The 18,160-nt window shown below is 69.8% G+C and carries 17 protein-coding genes; 4 read left to right on the plus strand and 13 right to left on the minus strand.

The window, feature by feature from the left end; genetic code table 11:
• Nucleotides 1–16: 16 nt before the first annotated feature.
• On the plus strand, nt 17–262 hold the full coding sequence (locus tag AC0HS0_RS09880; RefSeq protein ID WP_472963651.1) for a hypothetical protein: 246 nt from the start codon (nt 17–19) through the stop codon (nt 260–262).
• Nucleotides 259–825, plus strand: coding sequence for a hypothetical protein (locus tag AC0HS0_RS09885; protein ID WP_472963653.1), 567 nt, complete (start codon nt 259–261; stop codon nt 823–825). The genes AC0HS0_RS09880 and AC0HS0_RS09885 overlap by 4 nt, the downstream gene beginning before the upstream one ends.
• 6 nt (nt 826–831) lie before the next feature.
• Here the strand turns inward: AC0HS0_RS09885 and AC0HS0_RS09890 are convergent, their stop codons facing one another.
• Entirely contained in the window at nt 832–1,440 is a 609-nt protein-coding gene (locus AC0HS0_RS09890; RefSeq protein ID WP_472963655.1) for a GNAT family N-acetyltransferase, read from the minus strand.
• Between the two features lie 17 nt (nt 1,441–1,457).
• Between AC0HS0_RS09890 and AC0HS0_RS09895 the strand changes: the two genes are divergently transcribed.
• Nucleotides 1,458–2,336 (plus strand): aminoglycoside phosphotransferase family protein, encoded by an 879-nt coding sequence (locus tag AC0HS0_RS09895; protein ID WP_472963657.1) that lies wholly within the window; start codon nt 1,458–1,460, stop codon nt 2,334–2,336.
• A gap of 10 nt (nt 2,337–2,346) precedes the next feature.
• Here the strand turns inward: AC0HS0_RS09895 and AC0HS0_RS09900 are convergent, their stop codons facing one another.
• Both AC0HS0_RS09900 and AC0HS0_RS09905 read right to left on the minus strand, forming a co-directional pair.
• A complete protein-coding gene (locus AC0HS0_RS09900) occupies nt 2,347–3,051 on the minus strand; it encodes a phosphatase PAP2 family protein (RefSeq protein WP_472963658.1) in 705 nt (234 codons plus the stop codon).
• Nucleotides 3,052–3,086: 35 nt separating this feature from the next.
• Nucleotides 3,087–4,316 (minus strand): multidrug effflux MFS transporter, encoded by a 1,230-nt coding sequence (locus tag AC0HS0_RS09905; RefSeq protein WP_472963659.1) that lies wholly within the window; start codon nt 4,314–4,316, stop codon nt 3,087–3,089.
• Between the two features lie 226 nt (nt 4,317–4,542).
• On the opposite strand from AC0HS0_RS09905, the gene AC0HS0_RS09910 reads away from it, so the two are divergent.
• A complete protein-coding gene (locus AC0HS0_RS09910; protein ID WP_472963661.1) occupies nt 4,543–5,748 on the plus strand; it encodes a Gfo/Idh/MocA family protein in 1,206 nt (401 codons plus the stop codon).
• Nucleotides 5,749–5,776: 28 nt separating this feature from the next.
• Here the strand turns inward: AC0HS0_RS09910 and AC0HS0_RS09915 are convergent, their stop codons facing one another.
• The 10 genes from AC0HS0_RS09915 to AC0HS0_RS09960 all read right to left on the minus strand — a co-directional run bounded on the left by AC0HS0_RS09915 (nt 5,777) and on the right by AC0HS0_RS09960 (nt 18,096).
• On the minus strand, nt 5,777–6,958 hold the full coding sequence (locus AC0HS0_RS09915; RefSeq protein ID WP_472963662.1) for an ROK family transcriptional regulator: 1,182 nt from the start codon (nt 6,956–6,958) through the stop codon (nt 5,777–5,779).
• A 16-nt stretch (nt 6,959–6,974) separates the two neighbouring features.
• Entirely contained in the window at nt 6,975–9,263 is a 2,289-nt protein-coding gene (gene yicI, locus AC0HS0_RS09920; protein ID WP_472963664.1) for an alpha-xylosidase, read from the minus strand.
• Complete coding sequence (locus AC0HS0_RS09925; RefSeq protein WP_472963667.1) at nt 9,264–10,166, minus strand: carbohydrate ABC transporter permease; 903 nt, start codon at nt 10,164–10,166, stop codon at nt 9,264–9,266.
• On the minus strand, nt 10,166–11,116 hold the full coding sequence (locus AC0HS0_RS09930; RefSeq protein ID WP_472963669.1) for a carbohydrate ABC transporter permease: 951 nt from the start codon (nt 11,114–11,116) through the stop codon (nt 10,166–10,168). The genes AC0HS0_RS09925 and AC0HS0_RS09930 overlap by 1 nt, the downstream gene beginning before the upstream one ends.
• Before the next feature lie 90 nt (nt 11,117–11,206).
• Nucleotides 11,207–12,517 (minus strand): ABC transporter substrate-binding protein, encoded by a 1,311-nt coding sequence (locus AC0HS0_RS09935; protein ID WP_472963671.1) that lies wholly within the window; start codon nt 12,515–12,517, stop codon nt 11,207–11,209.
• Between the two features lie 204 nt (nt 12,518–12,721).
• Complete coding sequence (locus AC0HS0_RS09940; protein WP_472963673.1) at nt 12,722–13,921, minus strand: ROK family transcriptional regulator; 1,200 nt, start codon at nt 13,919–13,921, stop codon at nt 12,722–12,724.
• A 97-nt stretch (nt 13,922–14,018) separates the two neighbouring features.
• Nucleotides 14,019–15,131, minus strand: a complete 1,113-nt coding sequence (locus AC0HS0_RS09945) for a Gfo/Idh/MocA family protein (RefSeq protein WP_472963675.1) — start codon at nt 15,129–15,131, stop codon at nt 14,019–14,021.
• Nucleotides 15,116–15,808 (minus strand): ThuA domain-containing protein, encoded by a 693-nt coding sequence (locus tag AC0HS0_RS09950; protein WP_472963677.1) that lies wholly within the window; start codon nt 15,806–15,808, stop codon nt 15,116–15,118. The genes AC0HS0_RS09945 and AC0HS0_RS09950 overlap by 16 nt, the downstream gene beginning before the upstream one ends.
• A 23-nt stretch (nt 15,809–15,831) precedes the next feature.
• Nucleotides 15,832–17,016 (minus strand): Gfo/Idh/MocA family protein, encoded by a 1,185-nt coding sequence (locus AC0HS0_RS09955; protein WP_472963680.1) that lies wholly within the window; start codon nt 17,014–17,016, stop codon nt 15,832–15,834.
• Nucleotides 17,017–17,130: 114 nt separating this feature from the next.
• Nucleotides 17,131–18,096 (minus strand): acetylxylan esterase, encoded by a 966-nt coding sequence (locus AC0HS0_RS09960; RefSeq protein WP_472963682.1) that lies wholly within the window; start codon nt 18,094–18,096, stop codon nt 17,131–17,133.
• Nucleotides 18,097–18,160: the final 64 nt, after the last annotated feature.

The following is an 18,160-nucleotide window of genomic DNA, read 5'->3' on the forward strand; positions in this document are numbered from 1 at the left end:
ATGTTAGATATGTCGGATGACCGGTCGCATGTTCAGCCAGCTCTGCGCCACCGTCGTGCTCGCGGTCGTGACCGTGCTGATCGGTCGCTCGATGCACGATCCGGCCACGATCGTGCTGTTCGCCGTGTGCGTGCTCATCACGCTCCTGTCCGCGTTCCGCGTGCGCTCGCTCCGGGCACGCACGCTGGCCGAGCGCGCCCGCCGTGTCCCCCAAAATGCCGCTACCGACGACGGGAGGAATCGGTCAGGCTCGTCTCGATGAGCAGGCAGCAGGGGTCGGAACTCGAGACGGACGTGGCGCCGGCTGTCGTGCTGCGCCCGCATCGTGATCTCTTCATGCGCGGCCTCACAGCCGTCCTCGCGCTGACGACCCCGGTCTTCGCCGTCCTGTACTGGCTCACCATCCCGGACGGCGAGTGGACCTTCGTCCTCGGCGCGCACATCCTCGTCGTGCTGGCGACGATCGTCGGCGTCTACGGATTCTTCAGCGCGACGATCACCCTGCGTCCCGACGGCGTGCGCGAACGCGGATTCTTCGGTCGCACCCTGCTCGTCCGCCCGGTCGACGTGCGCTCGATCCTCGTGGTGCGCCTTTACGACGGCAGCACCCTCGATACCCTTCCGCAGCTCTTCGTCACGGGCCACGACGGCCGCGTGCTGCTGCGGATGCGCGGCCAGTTTTGGTCGGCGGAGGACATGGAGCGTGTGGCGGAGGAGCTCGACCGGCCGGTGACCCGCCCCGAAGACTTCATGACGATGACCCAGCTGCGTCGCAGATCGCCCGAGCTGCTCTACTGGTTCGAGCGGCTGCCGCGGTTCCGGTAGAGGCCATCAGACCTCGGCGTCGGTCGCGATGCCGAGCACCGGTGAGTCCGGTCGGCTCGACGGCAGTTCGTGGAAGCCGAGGCGTCCGTAGAACCCCAGCGCGGACGTGTTGGCGGCGGACACCCGCAGGAACACGCCGGGCACACCACGTTCGTGCAGCGCGATCAGCATCCGCCGGATGAGCCGGCGACCGAACCCTTGCCCCTGCAGCTCGGGCAGGAGGTCGATGTGCAGGTGGGCGGGATAGCTGTCGATCTCGGGCACGATGCTGTCGCGCGAGTCGAGTCCCCACCCGATCACTTCGCGCTCGGGCGCGCTCGGGGCGTCGTCCAGCGGATGGGCCCGGCGGAAGTCGGGCAGCCAGTTGGCGTCGTACCAGCGCGAGAAGTCCCGGCCGTCCGCGACACCGATGACGTACCCGGCGACGCGCTCGCCGGTGTCGACGACGAACGCGAGATCGGGTTGATAGGCGACGTACGGGCCGGCGAAGATGTCGGGCAGCAGCGCATCGTCCGAGTACAGCCCGGTCGCGTCCTGCCCCGCAGCCCCCGTCCGCACGCACACGTCGTAGACGTCGTCACGGTCGGTCGGTCGGTACGGACGGATCGTGCTCACCGTGAAAGTATGCCAGGGTGAGTTCCTCCCACGTCGCCCGAGCGGATCACGCGGAGGCGGACGCGCTGCTGGCGCCCTGGCGGAGGCGCTGGGGTCTGGCGGCCGACGGCGCCGCCTTCTCGACGCCGTCGAGCGCGCTGCAGCCCGTCCGGCTGAACGGAGCCGCGGCCTTCCTCAAGCTGGCGACCGAAGCAGAGGAGGCCGCGGGCGGGGGCGTCCTGCGCTGGTGGGCCGGCCGGGGCGCGGCAGCCGTCCTCGCGGGCGACGGCGACGCGCTGGTTCTCGAGCGCGCGAGCGGCGACCGCGACCTGGTCGCCCTGGCGACGTCGGGTGCGGCCGGTGACGACGAGGCGACGCGCATCCTGTGCCGGGTCGTGCTGCGCCTCCACGCCATCGACGATGTGCCGAGACCGGAGGGGCTGGTCGGGCTGCGGCGCTGGTTCCGCGAGCTTTTCGAGCACGCGGTCGAGCATCCGGAGGTCCATGACGGATTGTTCGCCCGCGCGGCGGAGGAGGCGGAGGCGCTGCTGGAGGCTTCGGCGGGCGACGTCGTGCTGCACGGCGACCTCCACCACGGCAACGTCCTCGACTTCGGCGACGCCCGGAGCGGAGGGCACGGCTGGCTCGCCATCGACCCCAAGCACATCCACGGCGATCCGGCGTTCGACTTCGCCAACATCCTCTGCAATCCCAGCCGGGAGGTCGCCCTCGCGCCCGGACGGCTCGAGCGCACGGTGAGCGTCATCGCGGAGGAGACGGGGATCGGCGAACGGCGGCTGCTGCGCTGGGCGATCGCCTGGGCCGGGCTGTCGGCCGCGTGGTCGGAGCGCAGCGGCGACGACCCGGCGATCGCTGTCGGCGTGGGGCGTCTCGCCCTCCGCGCGGGTGTCGGCTGAGCGCTTCCCCTCAGTGCGAACCGGGAGAATCCAGGCCGGCGTGCCACCCGAGGAACGGGTGCGGCCGTTTGCTCTCTGACGCGAGCCGGTAGGCGAGCGGCGCCCACACGATGACGGCGACCCCCGCGCCGAGGAGCAGGCCCCCGATGGTGTCGCTCAGCCAGTGCGCTCCGAGATACGTGCGGCTGAACGCCATCAGCAGCGCCCACGCGGCGCCTGCGCACCACACCCACACCCGCGGGAAGAGGATGGCGAAGACGACGACCATGGTCGCCGCGTTGGCCGTATGCCCCGACGGGAATGAACCGGTGTCCACGTGGATCAGGATCGTGGACGGACGCTCGCGGCCCACTGTGTGCTTGAGCAGCTGCACGCAGATCACCGAGACGACGCTCGCGATGCCGAAGAAAGCCGCACCCCACGGCCGGTGGAAGGCGAGCAGCAGCGCGAAGATCACCACAGGGATGACCACCGAGCCCAGGATGCCGCCGCCCACGTAGTTGAAGAACAGCGCGGGCACGGTCCACACCGGCGAGCGGTGCTCGACGATCTCGGCCATCCACTTCAGGTCGACCGCGAACGGCTCGGCGGGACGGAAGGCGATGATCGCACCGAGGAGGATCACCAGCGCGACCGCGACCGACGCCGAGACGAGCGGCCACCTCCGTTGGATGCGCGCGGCGGCGTGGAGGTCGTTCGGAGTGGCGCCCGTCATGGACTCACCGTACCGGGAGCCCTCCAAGGAACCGCTCAGTGAGCGAGCTCGGGAACCGTCCGGGGCCGCACGATCAGCCACAGCGAGGCGATGGAGACCGTCGCGCAGATCGCCATCATCGCGCCCATCGGCGCCGCACTGCTGGTGCCGAGCAGCCCCACGATCGGCGAGAAGACACCGGCAGCGCCGAAGTTGAGCGCGCCGAGCAGGCTCGCCGCCGTGCCGGCCTCGTGGCCGTGGTTGTTGAGCGCGAGCACCTGCACGCAGGGGAACCCGAACCCGCATGCCGCGATGAAGAACCACAGCGGAACGGCGACACCCCAGATGCCGACGTGCGCCTGGTCGAGCACCACGATGGCGAGGGAGGCCACGAGCATCACGATGGTCGAGACCGCCAGGATCCACTGCGGGCCGAAGTACTTCGTCAGCCGGGACGCCGACTGCACGCCGATGATGATGCCGATGGAGTTGACCGCGAACAGGAGGCCGTACTCCTGCGGGGTGAACTGGTAGAGGCCCTGGAAGATGAACGGGCTGGCCGACAGGTATGAGAACAGGCCGGTGAAGTTCGCGGCTCCCACGATCGCGATGCCGACGAACACACGGTCGCTCAGCACCGACCGGTAGCGCTGGCCGACGGTCGCGTGGCCGGCGTCGTGCCGGCGCGCCTTCGGGAGGGTCTCGGTGATCCAGAGCGAGACGCACACGATCACGAAGAGGCCGTAGCACGCGAGCACGACGAAGATGCCCCGCCACGGCATCACCAGCAGCAGCCACGATCCGAGTACGGGCGCGAGCACCGGGGCGAGGCCGTTGACGAGGGCGAGCCTGCTGAGCATGCGCACGAGCGGGCGGCCTCCGAACAGGTCGCGCACCATGGCCATCGCGACCACTCCGCCGGCAGCCGCGCCGATTCCCATCAGGGCGCGCGCGGCACCGAGCAGCTCGACGTTGGGCGCCACCGCGGCGGCGAGACACGCGAGGATGTGCACTCCGGTCGCCGCGATGAGCGGCATGCGGCGGCCGACCTTGTCGGACCACGGGCCGACGAGCAACTGGCCGAGGCCGAAGCCGATCGTCGTCGCCGTCAAGGTGAGCTGGATCATCGCGGTCGAGACGCCGAAGTCCGACTCGAGCGTCGGGAGCGCCGGGAGGTACATGTCGATCGTGAACGGCCCGAGTGCGGTGAGCGCGCCGAGGATGAGGATGTACGCCAGGCGCTGACGGCCGGAGAGCGAGTCGCCGGGATGCACGACGGTGGTCACGAGGAAGACGTCCTTCTGCTGGAGTGCGGATGTGGGAGAGCCGCGCCCGGCGCTGGACGCAAAAATGACAGCACCGCGGCGAGCGCGGTGCTGGGAGATGGTGCGAGAGATCGCCTGTTCGAATCGATTCGATTGCAGGCGCACCTACATGCTATCGGATTTCCAGTGTTAATGTGAACGTGCACATTGCCCCGTTTTCGCGGGGTGCGCGCGGAAAGAGAGTGACATGACCTTCTCCATCGCCATGGTCGGCGCCGGCCAGTTCGCCGGGCAGTTCGCCAAGCTGTTCGCGCTGCACCCGGGTGTGAGCGCGGTGTACGCCACCGACCTGCTACCCGACCGCGCAGAGCGGCTGAATGCGGACTACGGCCTCGACGGCACGCTCGCATCGTTCGAGGCGGCCCTCGACGACTCGCGGGTCGACGCCGTCGCGATCTTCACGCAGCGCTGGACGCACGGCCCGCTGGTCGTCCGGGCTCTGGAGGCGGGCAAGCACGTCTACTCCGCCGTGCCGATGGCGATCGCCGCCGACGAGATCGCCGCGATCATCGACGCGGTCCGCCGCACCGGACTCACCTACATGATGGGCGAGACGAGCCACTACAACCCGGCGACCGTCTACGCGCGGTCGCAGATCGCAGAGGGCGCGTTCGGCCGTGTGTTCTACGCGGAGGGCGACTACGTGCACGACATGGACCTCGGCTTCTACGACGCCTACCGCTACTCCGGAGGCGACGAATGGAAGTCGACGGCCAGCTACCCGCCCCTGCTCTACCCGACGCACTCGATCGGCGGCATCCTCGGCGCGTGGGACACGCACGCTGTGAGCGTCTCGGCGATCGGCGTCAGCGACGACCGGGGCGACGGCGTCTTCGACCGCGAGGTGAGCATGTTCGGCAATGACTTCTCGAACGCGACCGCGCTGTTCGAAGTGGCGGGCGGCGGGTCGTTCCGCACGAACGAGTTCCGCCGGGTGGGCTATCCGTCGCACATCCGGGAGTCGCGGTTCCGATTCTTCGGCACCGAGGGCAGCTTCGAACAGCTGGCGACCGTGTCGCACCGCACCGACAAGGAGGGCGTGACCGACATCACGGACCTCCTGCAGCCGAAGCCGACCCTCTCGCCGGACGACCCGTCGCTCGCCCACGTGTCGCCCGCGCTCCGCGACGCCTTCACATCGGGCAGCGCGCCGATCCACGATCGCGCGCGCCTGCCGCGCGAGTTCGACCACGCGAGCAACGGCCACGAGGGCAGCCACCACTTCCTCGCCGACGATTTCGTGCGCGCGGTGAACGACCGCAGCCTCCCGCCGGTCAACGCGTGGCAGGCCGCCCGCTACACGCTTCCCGGGATCATCGCGCACCAGTCCGCCCTCCAGGACGGCGCCCGCCTTCCCATCCCCGACTTCGGAGACGCACCCGCCTCCCTCTGAGCCATCGCCTGCCGGGCCGCTGCGCGGGCTACGGCGCGGAGGGGGACGCGAGCAGCGGGGTGAAGGCGAGTTCGGCGGCGCCGATGAGGAGGATGTCGCTGCCGAGGGCCGCGCGCGTGATGGTGAGGGTCTCGGCGGAGGCGGCGAGCGCCTGGGCCGCCACCAGCTCGGGGAGACGTTCGGGCGCGAGCTCGTGCAGCGCGCCCAAGAAGCCTCCCAGCACGATCCGCTCGGGGTCGAAGACGTTGGTGGCGTTGCGCAGCGCGGTCGCCAGGAAGCCCCGCTGCCGGTCGACCTCCGCGATCACGTCGGCGTTGCCGGCCTCCACCGCACCGCCCAGAGCGCGCGCGAGCTCGTCGGGGTCGGCCGACTCCAGCCCGAGCACCCGCAGCAGCGCCCGTTGACTCACCTCGGTCTCCAGGCAGCCGATCGCGCCGCAGTGGCAGCGCACGCCGTTGGAGTTCACCAGGGTGTGGCCGAGTTCGCCCGCGTACCCGCTGATGCCGGTCAGCGGCGCTCCCCCGACGATCACGCCGGCGCCGATGCCGGAGGCTCCACCGTTCAGGTAGACGAGGTCGGCGGCGCCCTGGCCCGCGCCGAACAGCCGCTCGGCGTTCGCGCCCAGGTGCGCGTCGTTGGCCGCGAGCACCGGGTAGCCGGTCGCCGCCGCGAGTTCCGCGGCGAACGGTTCCTCTGCCCACTCCAGATGCGGGGCCAGGCGCACGACGCCGTCGTCCTCCCGCACCAGGCCGGGCACCGCGACGCCGATGCCGACGACCCGGGAGGCCGAGGCCAGGTCGGGTCGCAGGCCGTCGATCACCGCGGAGGCGATCGCGGCGGCCTCCTGCGCGGTCGGAACGTGCCCGGTGGGATACCGCACCCGGCGGTGCACCTGGGCGTCGAGACCGACGACGCCGACCGTGACCGCGTCGATCTCGGGGTTCACCGCAAGAGCGACGACCCGGCCGTCGGCGGCGACCACCGGAGACGGCCTCCCTACCCGGTTGCTGGTCTCCGGTTCGCGTTCGAGCACGAGCCCCAGCTCGACCAGCTCGGCCACCAGCGCCCCGATCGTCGACCGGTTGAGGCCGGTCGCCTGGGTGAGCGCCGAGCGGGCGACGGGGCCGCTGCGGTGCACCATGCCCAGCACGGTGGCGAGGTTGTGCCGTCGCACCGTGTCGAGGTTCGTCCCCGTCGTCCTGCCGTTCATGGTCCCGGTTACTGTATTACAGCTCGGCGCGCCCTCCGGACGATGCTGCGATGCGGCCGGTCGCGACGTCGAGCAGTGTGAAGCCGGATTCGCCGGGCCCGGAGGCCGTGAGCGTCGATCCCTCGCGCGTCACCGTGTACTCGGCGACCGTGCCGTCGGGCGTGGTCACGCTCACCGTGCGAGCGCCGTCGCGGCCGGCGAACGCCGCGAGCGTGAGCCCGTCGCGGTAGTCGTAGTCCGGCCGGTCGTCGCGCGCCCCGATCGGCAGCACGGCGCCCTCGCGCACATACAGCGGGAGGCTCTCGAACCCGTGCGTCTCGTGCAGCCAGCGGCCGCCCTCCACCGTCTCGACCGTCGCGCCGCCGGCGACGAGCGCGCCGAGGTCGAGCGGGAGCCGCGTCCAGGCGCCCGACGGCAGGTAGAAGCTCACGTCGGCCGGCGAGAACACCGGCGCCACCAGCACCTCGGATCCGAGGAGATACTGCCGGTCGAGGTAGTCGACGGCCGGGTCGCCTGCGAACTCGAGCTGCATGGGCCGCATCACCGGCGTGCCGGAGGTGTGCGCCTCCCGCCCGGCGGCGAACAGGTACGGCATCAGACGCAGCTTGAGCTTCGTGAAGATGCGGGTGACGTCCACGGCCTCCTCGTCGAAGGCCCACGGCACGCGCACCGAGTCGCTGCCGTGCAGGCGCGAGTGGCTCGACAGCAGGCCGAATGCGGTCCAGCGCTTGAACACCCCGGGATCGGGCGTGCCCTCGAACCCGCCGATGTCGTGGCTCCAGAACCCGAAACCGCTGAGCGCCAGCGACAGGCCGCCGCGCAGCGTCTCGGCCATGGACTCGTAGCTGGAGGTGTTGTCCCCACCCCAGTGCACGGGCATGGTCTGGCCGCCGGCCGTCGCCGACCGGGCGAACAGCACGGCGTCGCCCTCACCGCGCGCCTCGGCGAGCACCTCGAACACGGCCTCGTTGTAGAGCTGCGTGTAGAAGTTGTGCATCCGCTCCGGGCTGGATCCGTCGAAGTACTCCACCTCGGTCGGGATCCGCTCGCCGAAGTCGGTCTTGAAGCAGTCGACGCCCTGAGCGACGAGCGCGCGCAGCTTGTCCTGGTACCAGCGGGTCGCGTCCGGGTTCGTGAAGTCCACGAGTCCCATGCCGGCCTGCCAGAGGTCCCACTGCCAGACGTCGCCGTTCGGCCGCCTCACGAGGTAGCCGGCCTCCGCGGCCTCCGCGAACAGCGGCGAGCGCTGGCCGATGTACGGGTTGATCCACACGCAGACGCGGAGGTCCTTGTCGTGCAGGCGCGCCAGCATCCCGTCCGGGTCCGGGAAGGTGCGCGGGTCCCACTCGAAGTCGCACCAGTTGAACTCGCGCATCCAGAAGCAGTCGAAGTGGAACACGGACAGCGGCAGGTCGCGCTCGGCCATCCCGTCGATGAAGGAGGTCACCGTCGCCTCGTCGTAGGAGGTCGTGAAGCTCGTGCTGAGCCACAGCCCGTACGACCACGCAGGCACGGAGGCCGGTCGGCCGGTCAGAGCGGTGTAGCGCTCGAGGATCCGCTTGGGCGTCGGACCGTAGATCACGAAGTACTCGAGGCTCTCGCCCGCGACGGAGAACTGGACGCGCTCCACCGACTCCGAGCCGACCTCGTAGGAGACGTGACCCGGGTGGTTCACGAAGACGCCGTAGCCGCGATTCGTCAGGTAGAAGGGGATGTTCTTGTAGGCCTGCTCGCTGGAGGTCCCGCCGTCGGCGTTCCAGATGTCGACCGTCTGGCCGTTCTTCACCAGGGGGCCGAATCGCTCTCCGAGCCCGTAGACCAGCTCGCCGACGCCGAGCGAGAGCTGCTCGTGCACGAACGTGCCTTCGCCCTCCACCGTCATGTAGCCGAGCGACTTGTGGCCGCTGGAGGTCAGCGTGCGCTCCTCCCCCGGCTCGCCCGCGGTGAAGGCGAGCGACCACAGGGCGCCGCGCGTGACGGTCGCGGCGAGGGAGCCCGCTCGGAGCGTCGCCGACGTGTCGTCGGCGTCCACCACGACATGCCCCTCTTCCGACGCCAGCGCGAACCCGCGATCGTGGCGACCGCCCTGCCAGTGGTCGACGCGCACGCCGATCACGTCGGGCAGTGGTGAGCTCAGGGTGACCGTGAGAGTCGGCCGGTTGAGGGTGTCGCCGCGGCGCTCGATGACTTTGCCGGGCGCGGTGATCGTGACCTCCCCGTCGCCGGCGCACAGGTCGTACGCCTCTTGGGCGTAGACCGGCGTGACGCCGTCGCGGAGCTGCCAGAAACCATCGGTGAACTTCATTTACTTGACAGCTCCTGCTGTGATGCCGCGCGTGAGGGTGCGCTGGAAGATGAGGAAGAAGACGAGCGTGGGGATCAGGCCCAGCAGCGCCGAAGCGGAGGTCGTGGTGACGTCCATGAGCCGGTCGCCCTGCAGCACACTGATGGCGACGGGCACGGTCTGGTTGTCGTTCGAGACCAGGAACGTCAGCGGGATGAGGAACTCGTTCCACGTCCAGATGAAGAAGAAGATGAGCAGCACGCTCAGCGTCGGTCGCGAGATCGGCACGACGACCCGCCACAGGATCCGCCAGCGGCCGGCGCCGTCGAGCGAGGCGGCCTCCAGCACCTCCTTGGGGAAGGTGCCGTAGACGCTCGACAGCAGGTAGGTGCCGAACGCGCTCTGGATCACCGTGAAGATGATGATGACGCTCCACACGTTGTCGTAGAGGCCCACCTGCTTGAACATGTAGTACAGCGGGTAGAGCAGGGCCTCCTGCGGCAGCATGTTCGCCAGTAGGAACAGCACGATGATCCAGGTGCGGGCCTTCACCCGGCCGATCCCGATCGCATACGCGTTCAGCACCGAGATGACGACGGCGAGGATCGACACGACGCCCGAGATGAAGATCGAGTTCCCGAGCTTCTGCGGGAAGTTCACCCGGTTCCAGAAGTTCACGAGCCCGTCGGTGTAGAGATGCGTCGGCAGCTGGAGGGGCCCGCCGGTGTTGTAGTCCGCCGGGCTCTTGAACGAGTTGAGCAGGATCAGCAGGAACGGGAAGGCGATCGCGACGCCGATGACGATGGCGACGACCAGGATGATCCAGTCGCTCGCGGTCTTCTTCGGCTTCTGCCGCTTCAGCGTGCGCGGGGCGGGGGCCTGCGTCGTGGCGGCGGCCGCGTCGCGCGTGATCGTGGTGGACATCAGCGCTCGTTCTCCCTGCGCTCGGCCCGGTTCTGGGCGACGATGAAGAGGATGGAGACCGCGACGATGACGACGGTGAGCGCTGTCGCGATCGTGGCTCCGTAGCCCACCTGCTGGCTCTGGAAGAACTCGCTGTACGAGTAGTAGCTCGGCACCATCGTCGCGGTGCCCGGGCCTCCACGGGTCAGGGTGTAGACCGGGCCGAACACCTTGAGGGCGGCGATCGTGCAGGTGAGGGTGACCACGAAGATCTCGGGCCGGATGATCGAGACCGTGATCGAGCGGAACCGCTGGAACCAGTTGGCCCCGTCGAGCTCCGCCGCCTCGTAGAGCTCGGGGTCGACGCGCTGGAGGGCGGCCATGAAGATGACGACCGGGTAGCCGATCTGCACCCAGACCATCACGGCCATGATCGAGGCGAGCGCGGTGTCCGGGCTGCCGAGCCAGTTGTGCTGGAGGTCGCCGAGGCCGATCGCGGCGAGCATCGTGTTCAGCGCGCCGTTGTCCGGCCGCAGGATCCAGCCGATCACGATGGCCGCGATGACCGCCGGGAGGATCTGCGGCAGGTAGTAGGTCGCGCGCAGGAAGCTCGCGAGCTTGCCGCCGAACTTCTTGCCGACCAGGTCGAACAGCATCGCCGCCAGCACCAGGCCGACGAGCGTCGGGATGATGACCATCGCGACGATCATGGCGATCGAGTTGCCGAACGACGTCCAGAACTTCTCATCGCCGAACAGGCGCACCCAGTTGGTCACGCCGATGAACTTGGGAGGCCGGATGCCCCGGTAGCTCGTGAAGCTGAGGTAGATGTTCCACACGAGCGGTATCAGCACGATCACCGCGAGCAGGACGAACCCCGGCAGCAGGTACCACCAGAACGACCCGCGGCCGCTGTCGGGCAGCAGCGCTTCGCTGCGCTTGCGGACCGCCCGCGCACTTGCAACACTCATCATTTCCTCCGTGGTGCTCCATCCGTTCCGGAGTTCTGCACGCCTCCGCAGGCGCGTCGGTGTACAGAACTCCGGGAACGATGGATGGGGTTACTGATTGACGATGTCGTCGACGCCGGACTGGTACTCGGAGCCGAGTTCCTTGTTGACGTCCGCCGGACTCTTCGTGCCGGTGATGAGCTCCTGCAGACCGGCGTTCAGCTGGTCGTAGAAGGTCGGCGTGGGCCAGTCGGGGTAGAACGCGATGCCGTCCTCGCCGGTGAGGGTGTTGAAGTTGGCGATCAGCTCCTTCGACTTGGCGTCGGTGATGTCGCTGAGCTTCGCGGCGACCGGGATGCCGCCGTTGTTGCCGAGGATCGCCTGGATCTTCGGGCTCATCGTGATGTCGATGAATTTCTCGGCGAGCGCCTTGTTCTTGGCGTTCTCCGGCACGACCCACATGTTGCCGGCCGATCCGGGTGACATCTTCGCGCCGGGGAACAGGAAGGTGCCCCACTGGTAGTTCTTGATCTCGTTGACGAAGCGGCCGTACCACCAGCTGCCCGAGAAGAAGATCGGATACTTGCCCGCGATGAACGCGGTGCCGGCGTCCTCGGCCTTGAGGCCGGAGGCGTCCTTGGAGATGTAGCCCTTGTTCACCCAGTCGTCGACGGTCTTGGTGGCGGAGCTGAGCTCGGAGCCCTGCCAGTTCACCTTGCCCTTGTAGAGCTGGTAGTCGTCCACGAACGAGCGGTCGGCCTTGGTCAGCGCGAGCTGGTACCAGAGCTGCCCGAGCGGGTACTCCGCGGCCGACTCGGCGAGCGGGGTGATGCCGGCGTCCTTGAACTTCTGCAGTGCTGCGACGAACTCGTCCTGCGTCTTCGGCACCTCGATGCCGTACTTCGCGAACATGTCCTTGTTGTAGTAGACCTCGACGTACTCGCCGTAGTTCGGAACGCCGTACCAGGAGCCGGACCCCATGATGCCCTTGTCGTCGTACCGGGCCGTGGTCTGGAGGCTCTTGGCGAGCTTCTTGTCCCAGCCGTACTTCTTGACGGCGTCGTCGAGGTTGCTCAGCAGGCCCTGGCTGGCGAGGAGGCCTGCGGTCGCGTTGCCCTTGTTGTACTCCAGCACATCGGGTGCCTGATTGGAGTTGAGGACCTGGGAGGCCGTGGAGCGGATCTGCTCGAAGGCCTTCGCCTGGAAGTCGACCTTGGCGCCGGTCTCCTTCTCGAAGTCCGTGATGGCCTGGTCCCAGGCCTTGCCCATGGCGGAGTCCTCGCCCTCGTAGTGCCAGAGGGTGAGCGTCTTGCCCTTTCCGTCGGTGCTTGCGGAATCGGAGCCGGACGAGCTGGAGCAGCCGGCGAGCAGCAGCGCACCGGCGGCGAGAATCGCGCCGATCGCGAGGTGCTTCTTGCGCATCGATTACCTCCTTGTAGTAGGAGTGGACGCGCGTCTGCAGGCCCCGCAGCCACTCCGATGCATTTTGTTGACGAACACAACATAAGCGGCCCTCGGAGGAAATGCAAGTCGAAAATCTCGACACGAATAGCCACTTATCATGCCGAAACGATTAGTTCGCGTGCACAACAATGCCGACCACAGGTCGGTTCCGGCAGCGGGAGGCTAGGCCGCGAGCGCGCGTGCGGGATCGGCGATGAGCTCGGCGAAGACCAGTTCGGCGGCGCCGATGAGCAGCTGATCCGCGCCGAGTCCGGCCTCCACGACGGTCACGCCGTCGCGCGACGAGTGGACGACCTCGCCGAGGAGATCGGGCGCTCCGTGTGCCATCGCGCCCCGGTAGAGCGCGGCGAGGAAGCCGCCGAGGACGACCACCGACGGGTTGAAGACGTTGACCGCGTTGCGCGCGGCGATGCGCACATACGCATAGGCGCGGGCGACCTCCGCACGCGCATCGGGGTCGTCGGTGGCGACCAGCCGGTCGGCGAGGGAGGCCGCATCCGGCGAGCCCAGACCGACAGCGGCGAGCAGTTCGGCCTGGGTGACCTCGGCCTCCAGGCAGCCACGGGATCCGCACGAGCACTGGCGGCCCTCCGAGTGCACGAAGGTGTGACCGAACTCGCCGGCGTAGCCCGCGGCGCCCGTGAGCAGGCGTCCTCCGCTGATGCCGCCGCCGCCGATGCCGCTCGCACCGCCGATCATGTAGACCAGGTCGTCGACGCCGCGGCCCGCGCCGAACGCGCTCTCGGCGCGCAGGCCCAGCACCGCCGCGTTCGCCGCCCACACGCGATGACCGGTCGCCTCCTCGAGCAGCTCCGCCAGGGGTTCGTCCACCCAGCCGAAGTGCGTGGCCTCCCGGACCATGCCGTCGGAGAGCCGCACCTGGCCGGGCACCGCCACACCGAGACCGGCGATCCTGATGCCGGTCTCACCGGCGAGCATCCCGGCGATTCCGGCGGAGGCGAGCGTGACGGTCTGCGCCGCCGAGCGCGCGGACGGCGTCTCGATGCGGACCCGCTTGAGCACACGGCCGCCCAGCCCCACCAGTCCGACGATCACGGCGTCGACCTCCGGGTTCACCGCGATGGCGGCGATCGTGTCGGACACGCGCACCACCGGGCTCGGCCGACCACGGCCGCCTGCGATCGGCGTCTCGTCGACCTCCACGAGGCCGAGCGCCGACAGCTCCGCCACGAGATCGCCGACCGTCGAGCGGTTCAGGCCGGTGCGGTGGGTGAGCTCGCTGCGCGACAGGGCGCCCTCGCGGTGCACCAGGCCGAGCACGGTCGCCAGGTTGCTGCGGCGCAGCGCGTCGGTGGCGCCCCCGCTCGCCGGACGCACGGTGCTCAGGTCGGCGGCGCTCATGTGATGACAATAGCCCCGCGCCGACGGCCCCACGCGCCACGGGGGTCCGGCCCAGCGAGTTCCCGGCCTCCGGCCTCCGGCTCGGGCGCCGGTCGGGTCACCAGCTCTCCGGCCGCGCCCCCAGCGGCACGACCTCGGGCCGGTCGACCGTGGAGGTCAGCGTGACGACCTCGTGCCGGGCGCCGGCCGCGAGCACGGCCTCCATGATCTCGAGCACGTGGAAGGCGAGCGCACCGGAGGCTCGGTGGGGCCGCTGCGTCTCGATCGCGCGAGCGAGGTCGGCCAGGCCGAAGCCGCGCCCGGCCTCCGTGTAGCCGGCGGCGACCGGGAGGTCGCGGAACTCGCGGTCGGCCGCCGTCGCGATCGCCGGGGTGCCGGAGAATCCGTTCGGGTCGGGCACCGACAGCGTGCCTTCCGTGCCGTACACCTCGAACAGCGGGATCCGCGAGGCCCACACGTCGAACGACACGGTCACCGTCGAGATCACCCCGGAGGCGTGCTCGAGGATCGCGGTCACGTGCGTCTCGACGTCCACGGGGATGCGCGCGCCCGCCTGCGGGCCGGTCGCCACGGTGCGCTCCCGCGCCGAGCGCGAGGTCGCGCCGGACACCCGCACGACCGGGCCGAAGAAGGTCACCAGCGCGGTCAGATAGTAGGGCCCCATATCGAACAGCGGTCCGCCGCCCGGCTGGTAGTAGAACGCCGGCGCGGGATGCCACCGCTCGTGCCCGGGAGCGGTCCACGAGACCGCGGCCCCGAGCGGCACGCCGATCGCTCCGTCGTCGAGCGCTGCGCGCGCGGTCTGGATGCCCGTGCCCAGCACGGTGTCGGGCGCGCTGCCGACCCGCAGGCCCAGCGCGGACGCGCGCTTCAGCACGGGCGTCGCCTGGGCGATGTCGAGCGCGAGCGGCTTCTCGCCGTAGACGTGCTTGCCCGCCTCCAGCGCCGCCAGCGCGATCTCGGCGTGCGCCTGCGGGATGGTGAGGTTGAGCACGACGTCGACGTCGGGATGCGCGAGCAGCGCGTCGACCGTCAGGGACTCCGCGCCCTGCTCGCCCGCCACCGCCGCTGCGCGGTCCACGTCGAGGTCGGCGACGGCCCGGAGCCGGAGGTTCGGGAGAGCGGGGAGGTGCTCGAAGTACTGCCGGCTGATGTTCCCGACTCCGACCACTCCGACGTTCAGCGCGGAGTCGTTCAGCGTGCCGCCCACAGCAGCCCCCTCTCGATGATGGTGCGGACCGGCTGGCTCTGCACGATCTCGAGCCGGTGACCGGGCGCCGAGACGAAGATCCGGCCCTCGCCCCACTGGCGGGTCCAGATCGCCGGCGCGGTCACGGGACGGTTCCACGCGTCCCACGGGCGCGCCTCCTGCGTGGTCGTCGCCAGCACGTCGTTGTATTCGTCCGACAGCACCCAGTACTGCTCGGTGACGAGGTCGAAGTCGTCGATGCCCTGCGTGATCGGGTGGGTCTTGCCGTACTCGGTGATGTGCACGGTGTAGGGGATGTAATTGTCCTCCTGACCGCCGGTGCGCTCGTCCGGGTGCTTGCCCGCGTGGTGCGCGAACTGGCCGCCGATCATATGCAGGTAGTCGGCGTTGTCGCGGTACGAGTCGGCGATGCCGCCGTGCCAGCCGCCCATCCCCGTGCCGTTGAGGACCGCACGCTGCAGCCCCGCGAACTCCTCGCGGGTGATGCTGCTCATGGTGTTGACCTGCACGATGAGGTCGACCGTCGCGAGGTACGCGTCGTCGGTGTAGACGGCGGAGCCCTCCTCGACGCGCACAGTGAAGTCGTTCGCCTCCAGGAACGGGATGAAGCTGTCGGTGGTCTCGACGGGCATGTGCCCGTCCCAGCCGCCGCGGACGACGAGCGCATTTCTGGTCATGATTCCTTCCGGACTTTCGTCGGTCAGTGAGTGGAGGTCCAGGCACTGTCGGCAGCGGCGCTCGCCTCGACCGCGGCGAGGACGCGCTGGATGTGGAGGCCATCGGCGAACGACGGCTGGGGGTCGGTGCCGCCGGTGATCGCCGTGACGAAGTCGACCACCTCGTGGCTGAAGGCGTGCTCGTACCCGATCGCGTGGCCGGTCGGCCACCAGTTGGCCATGTAGGGATGCTCGGGCTCGGTCGCGATGATCCGGGTGAAGCCCTGCTCCCCCGCCGGAGCCGTCGCGTCGTAGAACTCGAGTTCGTTCATGGACTCCAGGTCGAAGGCGATCGCGCCCAGCGATCCGGAGAGCTCGATGCGCAGCGCGTTCTTGCGGCCGGTCGCGTAGCGGGTGGCCTCGAACGCGCCGATCGCGCCGTCTGCCGCGCCTCCGGCCAGCTTCGCGGTGAACCAGGCGGCGTCGTCGACGGTGACGCGGCCGCGCTCCTGCGAGGCGGTGCCGGAGAGGCCGACGGTCTCGCCGAGGAGCGGGCGCTCCTCCACGAAGGTCGCGAGGGTTCCGGAGACCGCTGACAGCTGCGCGCCGGTGAGGTGCTCGACCAGGTCGATCGCGTGCGCGCCGATGTCGCCCAGCGACCCGGAGCCGGCCGCTGCCTTGTCGAGCCGCCAGGTCATCGGGCCGTTCTCGTCGCTCAGCCAGTCCTGGAGGTACTGGGCGCGCACCTGGCGGATGACGCCGAGCCGGCCGTCCTGCACCAGCTGCCGCGCGAAGCCGATCGCGGGCACACGCCGGTAGCTGAAGCCGACCATCGAGCGCACGCCTCGGGAGGCTGCGCGTTCGGCGGCGGCGACCATGGCCTCCGCCTCGTCGACCGTGTTGGCCAGGGGCTTCTCGCAGAGCACGTGCTTGCCCGCCTCGAGTGCGGCGATCGCCACCTCGGCGTGCGAGGACCCCGGCGAGCAGATGTCGACGATGTCGATCGTGGGGTCGTCGACCACGCGTCGCCAGTCCGTCTCGCTCCGCTGCCAGCCGAAGCGCTCGCGCGCGGCCTCCACGCGGTCGGCGTCGCGGCCGACGATGGTCGCCATCACCGGCTCGGCGTCCAGGTCGAAGAAACGCGGCGCGACCCGCCAGCCCTGGGAGTGCGCGGCGCCCATGAAGCCGTAGCCGACCATCGCCACTCGCAACTCGCGCGCTCGCGTCATCGTTCCAGCCCCTTCGCGTCCGTGATGCTGCGACGCTATTCGCCGGGGCGAGAGCCGAACAAGTTTCGCTCGACTATTGGAAAGTTTTCGTTTCCGCCAGGCGGTCCCCCGGGGTCAGATCCGAGCGGCCAGCCACTCCGCCTGCTTCTGCCAGTGCGCCGTCTGCCCGCCCTCGTGGTCGTTGAACGCGTACACCTCGATCGTGCGATCTGCGGCCGCCAGGTGGTTGTACGCCGCGAACGTGGTCGACGGCGGCACGACGGTGTCCATGAGCGCGACAGAGAACAGCGAAGGCGCGTGGATGCGACGCGCGAAGTTGACGCCGTCGAGGTACGAGAGCGTGCGGAACACGGTGTCCACCTCGTCGCGGTGCACCGACAGGTACGTCGCGAGCTCCTGGAACGGGCCGCCGATGGCGACCTCGGCGCCGCGGCGGTACGCGCACAGGAAGGCGACGTCGGGCAGCACGGCCTGTACGCCGGCAAGCGCGCCCGCGGCGAGCGCGATGCCGCCGCCCTGACTGCCTCCGGTCACGGCGATGCGGTCGGCGTCGACGAAGGGCAGGGCGCGTGCCGCGTCGACGGCGCGCACGGCGTCGGTGAACACGCGGCGGTAGAAGTGCTCGTGCGGGTCGTGGATGCCGCGGGTCATGAAGCCCGCCGTCGCAGGCCCGGAGCCGTGCGGGTCGGCGGTGACGCCTCCCGTGCCCCAGCCGCTGCCCTGGCCGCGGGTGTCCATGTAGACGTGCACGTAGCCGGCGAGCGCCCACAGCACGTTCTCACCCGGCAGGCCGCGGCCGCCGTTGTAGCCCTGGTACTGCACGACGGCGGGCAGGGGGCCTTCGGCGTCCCGGGGCCGCGACACCCACCCGCGCACCGGCTCGCCGCCGAACCCCGGGAACGTGAGGTCCTCGATGATCAGCTGGGTGACCGGGGTCGAGGCGGGGGCGAGCGTCGGCTGGCCTCCGGCCGCGCGCGCCTCGGCGATCGTGTCCGCCCAGAAAGTGTCGAAGTCGTCCGGCTCGGCGACCTCCGGGCGGAAGGCCAGCAGTTCGGGCAGGGTGAGATCGGTGAGCGGCATGCGTCTCCTCGGCGAGATGGGGGGCGGATCGACCGGAGGGCGGTCGGGCTGCCCGACATTGTGG

It is taken from the genome of Leifsonia sp. PARNA 1/14 (assembly GCF_055720965.1).

Bases quoted from the DNA above. Each gene is read 5' to 3' on its own strand.
- AC0HS0_RS09880 (WP_472963651.1), top strand. From the start codon at position 17: ATGACCGGTCGCATGTTCAGCCAGCTCTGCGCCACCGTCGTGCTCGCG.
- AC0HS0_RS09885 (WP_472963653.1), top strand. From the start codon at position 259: ATGAGCAGGCAGCAGGGGTCGGAACTCGAGACGGACGTGGCGCCGGCT.
- AC0HS0_RS09900 (WP_472963658.1), bottom strand. From the start codon at position 3,051: ATGACGGGCGCCACTCCGAACGACCTCCACGCCGCCGCGCGCATCCAA.
- AC0HS0_RS09910 (WP_472963661.1), top strand. From the start codon at position 4,543: ATGACCTTCTCCATCGCCATGGTCGGCGCCGGCCAGTTCGCCGGGCAG.
- AC0HS0_RS09915 (WP_472963662.1), bottom strand. From the start codon at position 6,958: ATGAACGGCAGGACGACGGGGACGAACCTCGACACGGTGCGACGGCAC.
- yicI (WP_472963664.1), bottom strand. From the start codon at position 9,263: ATGAAGTTCACCGATGGTTTCTGGCAGCTCCGCGACGGCGTCACGCCG.
- AC0HS0_RS09925 (WP_472963667.1), bottom strand. From the start codon at position 10,166: ATGTCCACCACGATCACGCGCGACGCGGCCGCCGCCACGACGCAGGCC.
- AC0HS0_RS09930 (WP_472963669.1), bottom strand. From the start codon at position 11,116: ATGAGTGTTGCAAGTGCGCGGGCGGTCCGCAAGCGCAGCGAAGCGCTG.
- AC0HS0_RS09935 (WP_472963671.1), bottom strand. From the start codon at position 12,517: ATGCGCAAGAAGCACCTCGCGATCGGCGCGATTCTCGCCGCCGGTGCG.
- AC0HS0_RS09940 (WP_472963673.1), bottom strand. From the start codon at position 13,921: ATGAGCGCCGCCGACCTGAGCACCGTGCGTCCGGCGAGCGGGGGCGCC.
- AC0HS0_RS09950 (WP_472963677.1), bottom strand. From the start codon at position 15,808: ATGACCAGAAATGCGCTCGTCGTCCGCGGCGGCTGGGACGGGCACATG.
- AC0HS0_RS09955 (WP_472963680.1), bottom strand. From the start codon at position 17,016: ATGACGCGAGCGCGCGAGTTGCGAGTGGCGATGGTCGGCTACGGCTTC.
- AC0HS0_RS09960 (WP_472963682.1), bottom strand. From the start codon at position 18,096: ATGCCGCTCACCGATCTCACCCTGCCCGAACTGCTGGCCTTCCGCCCG.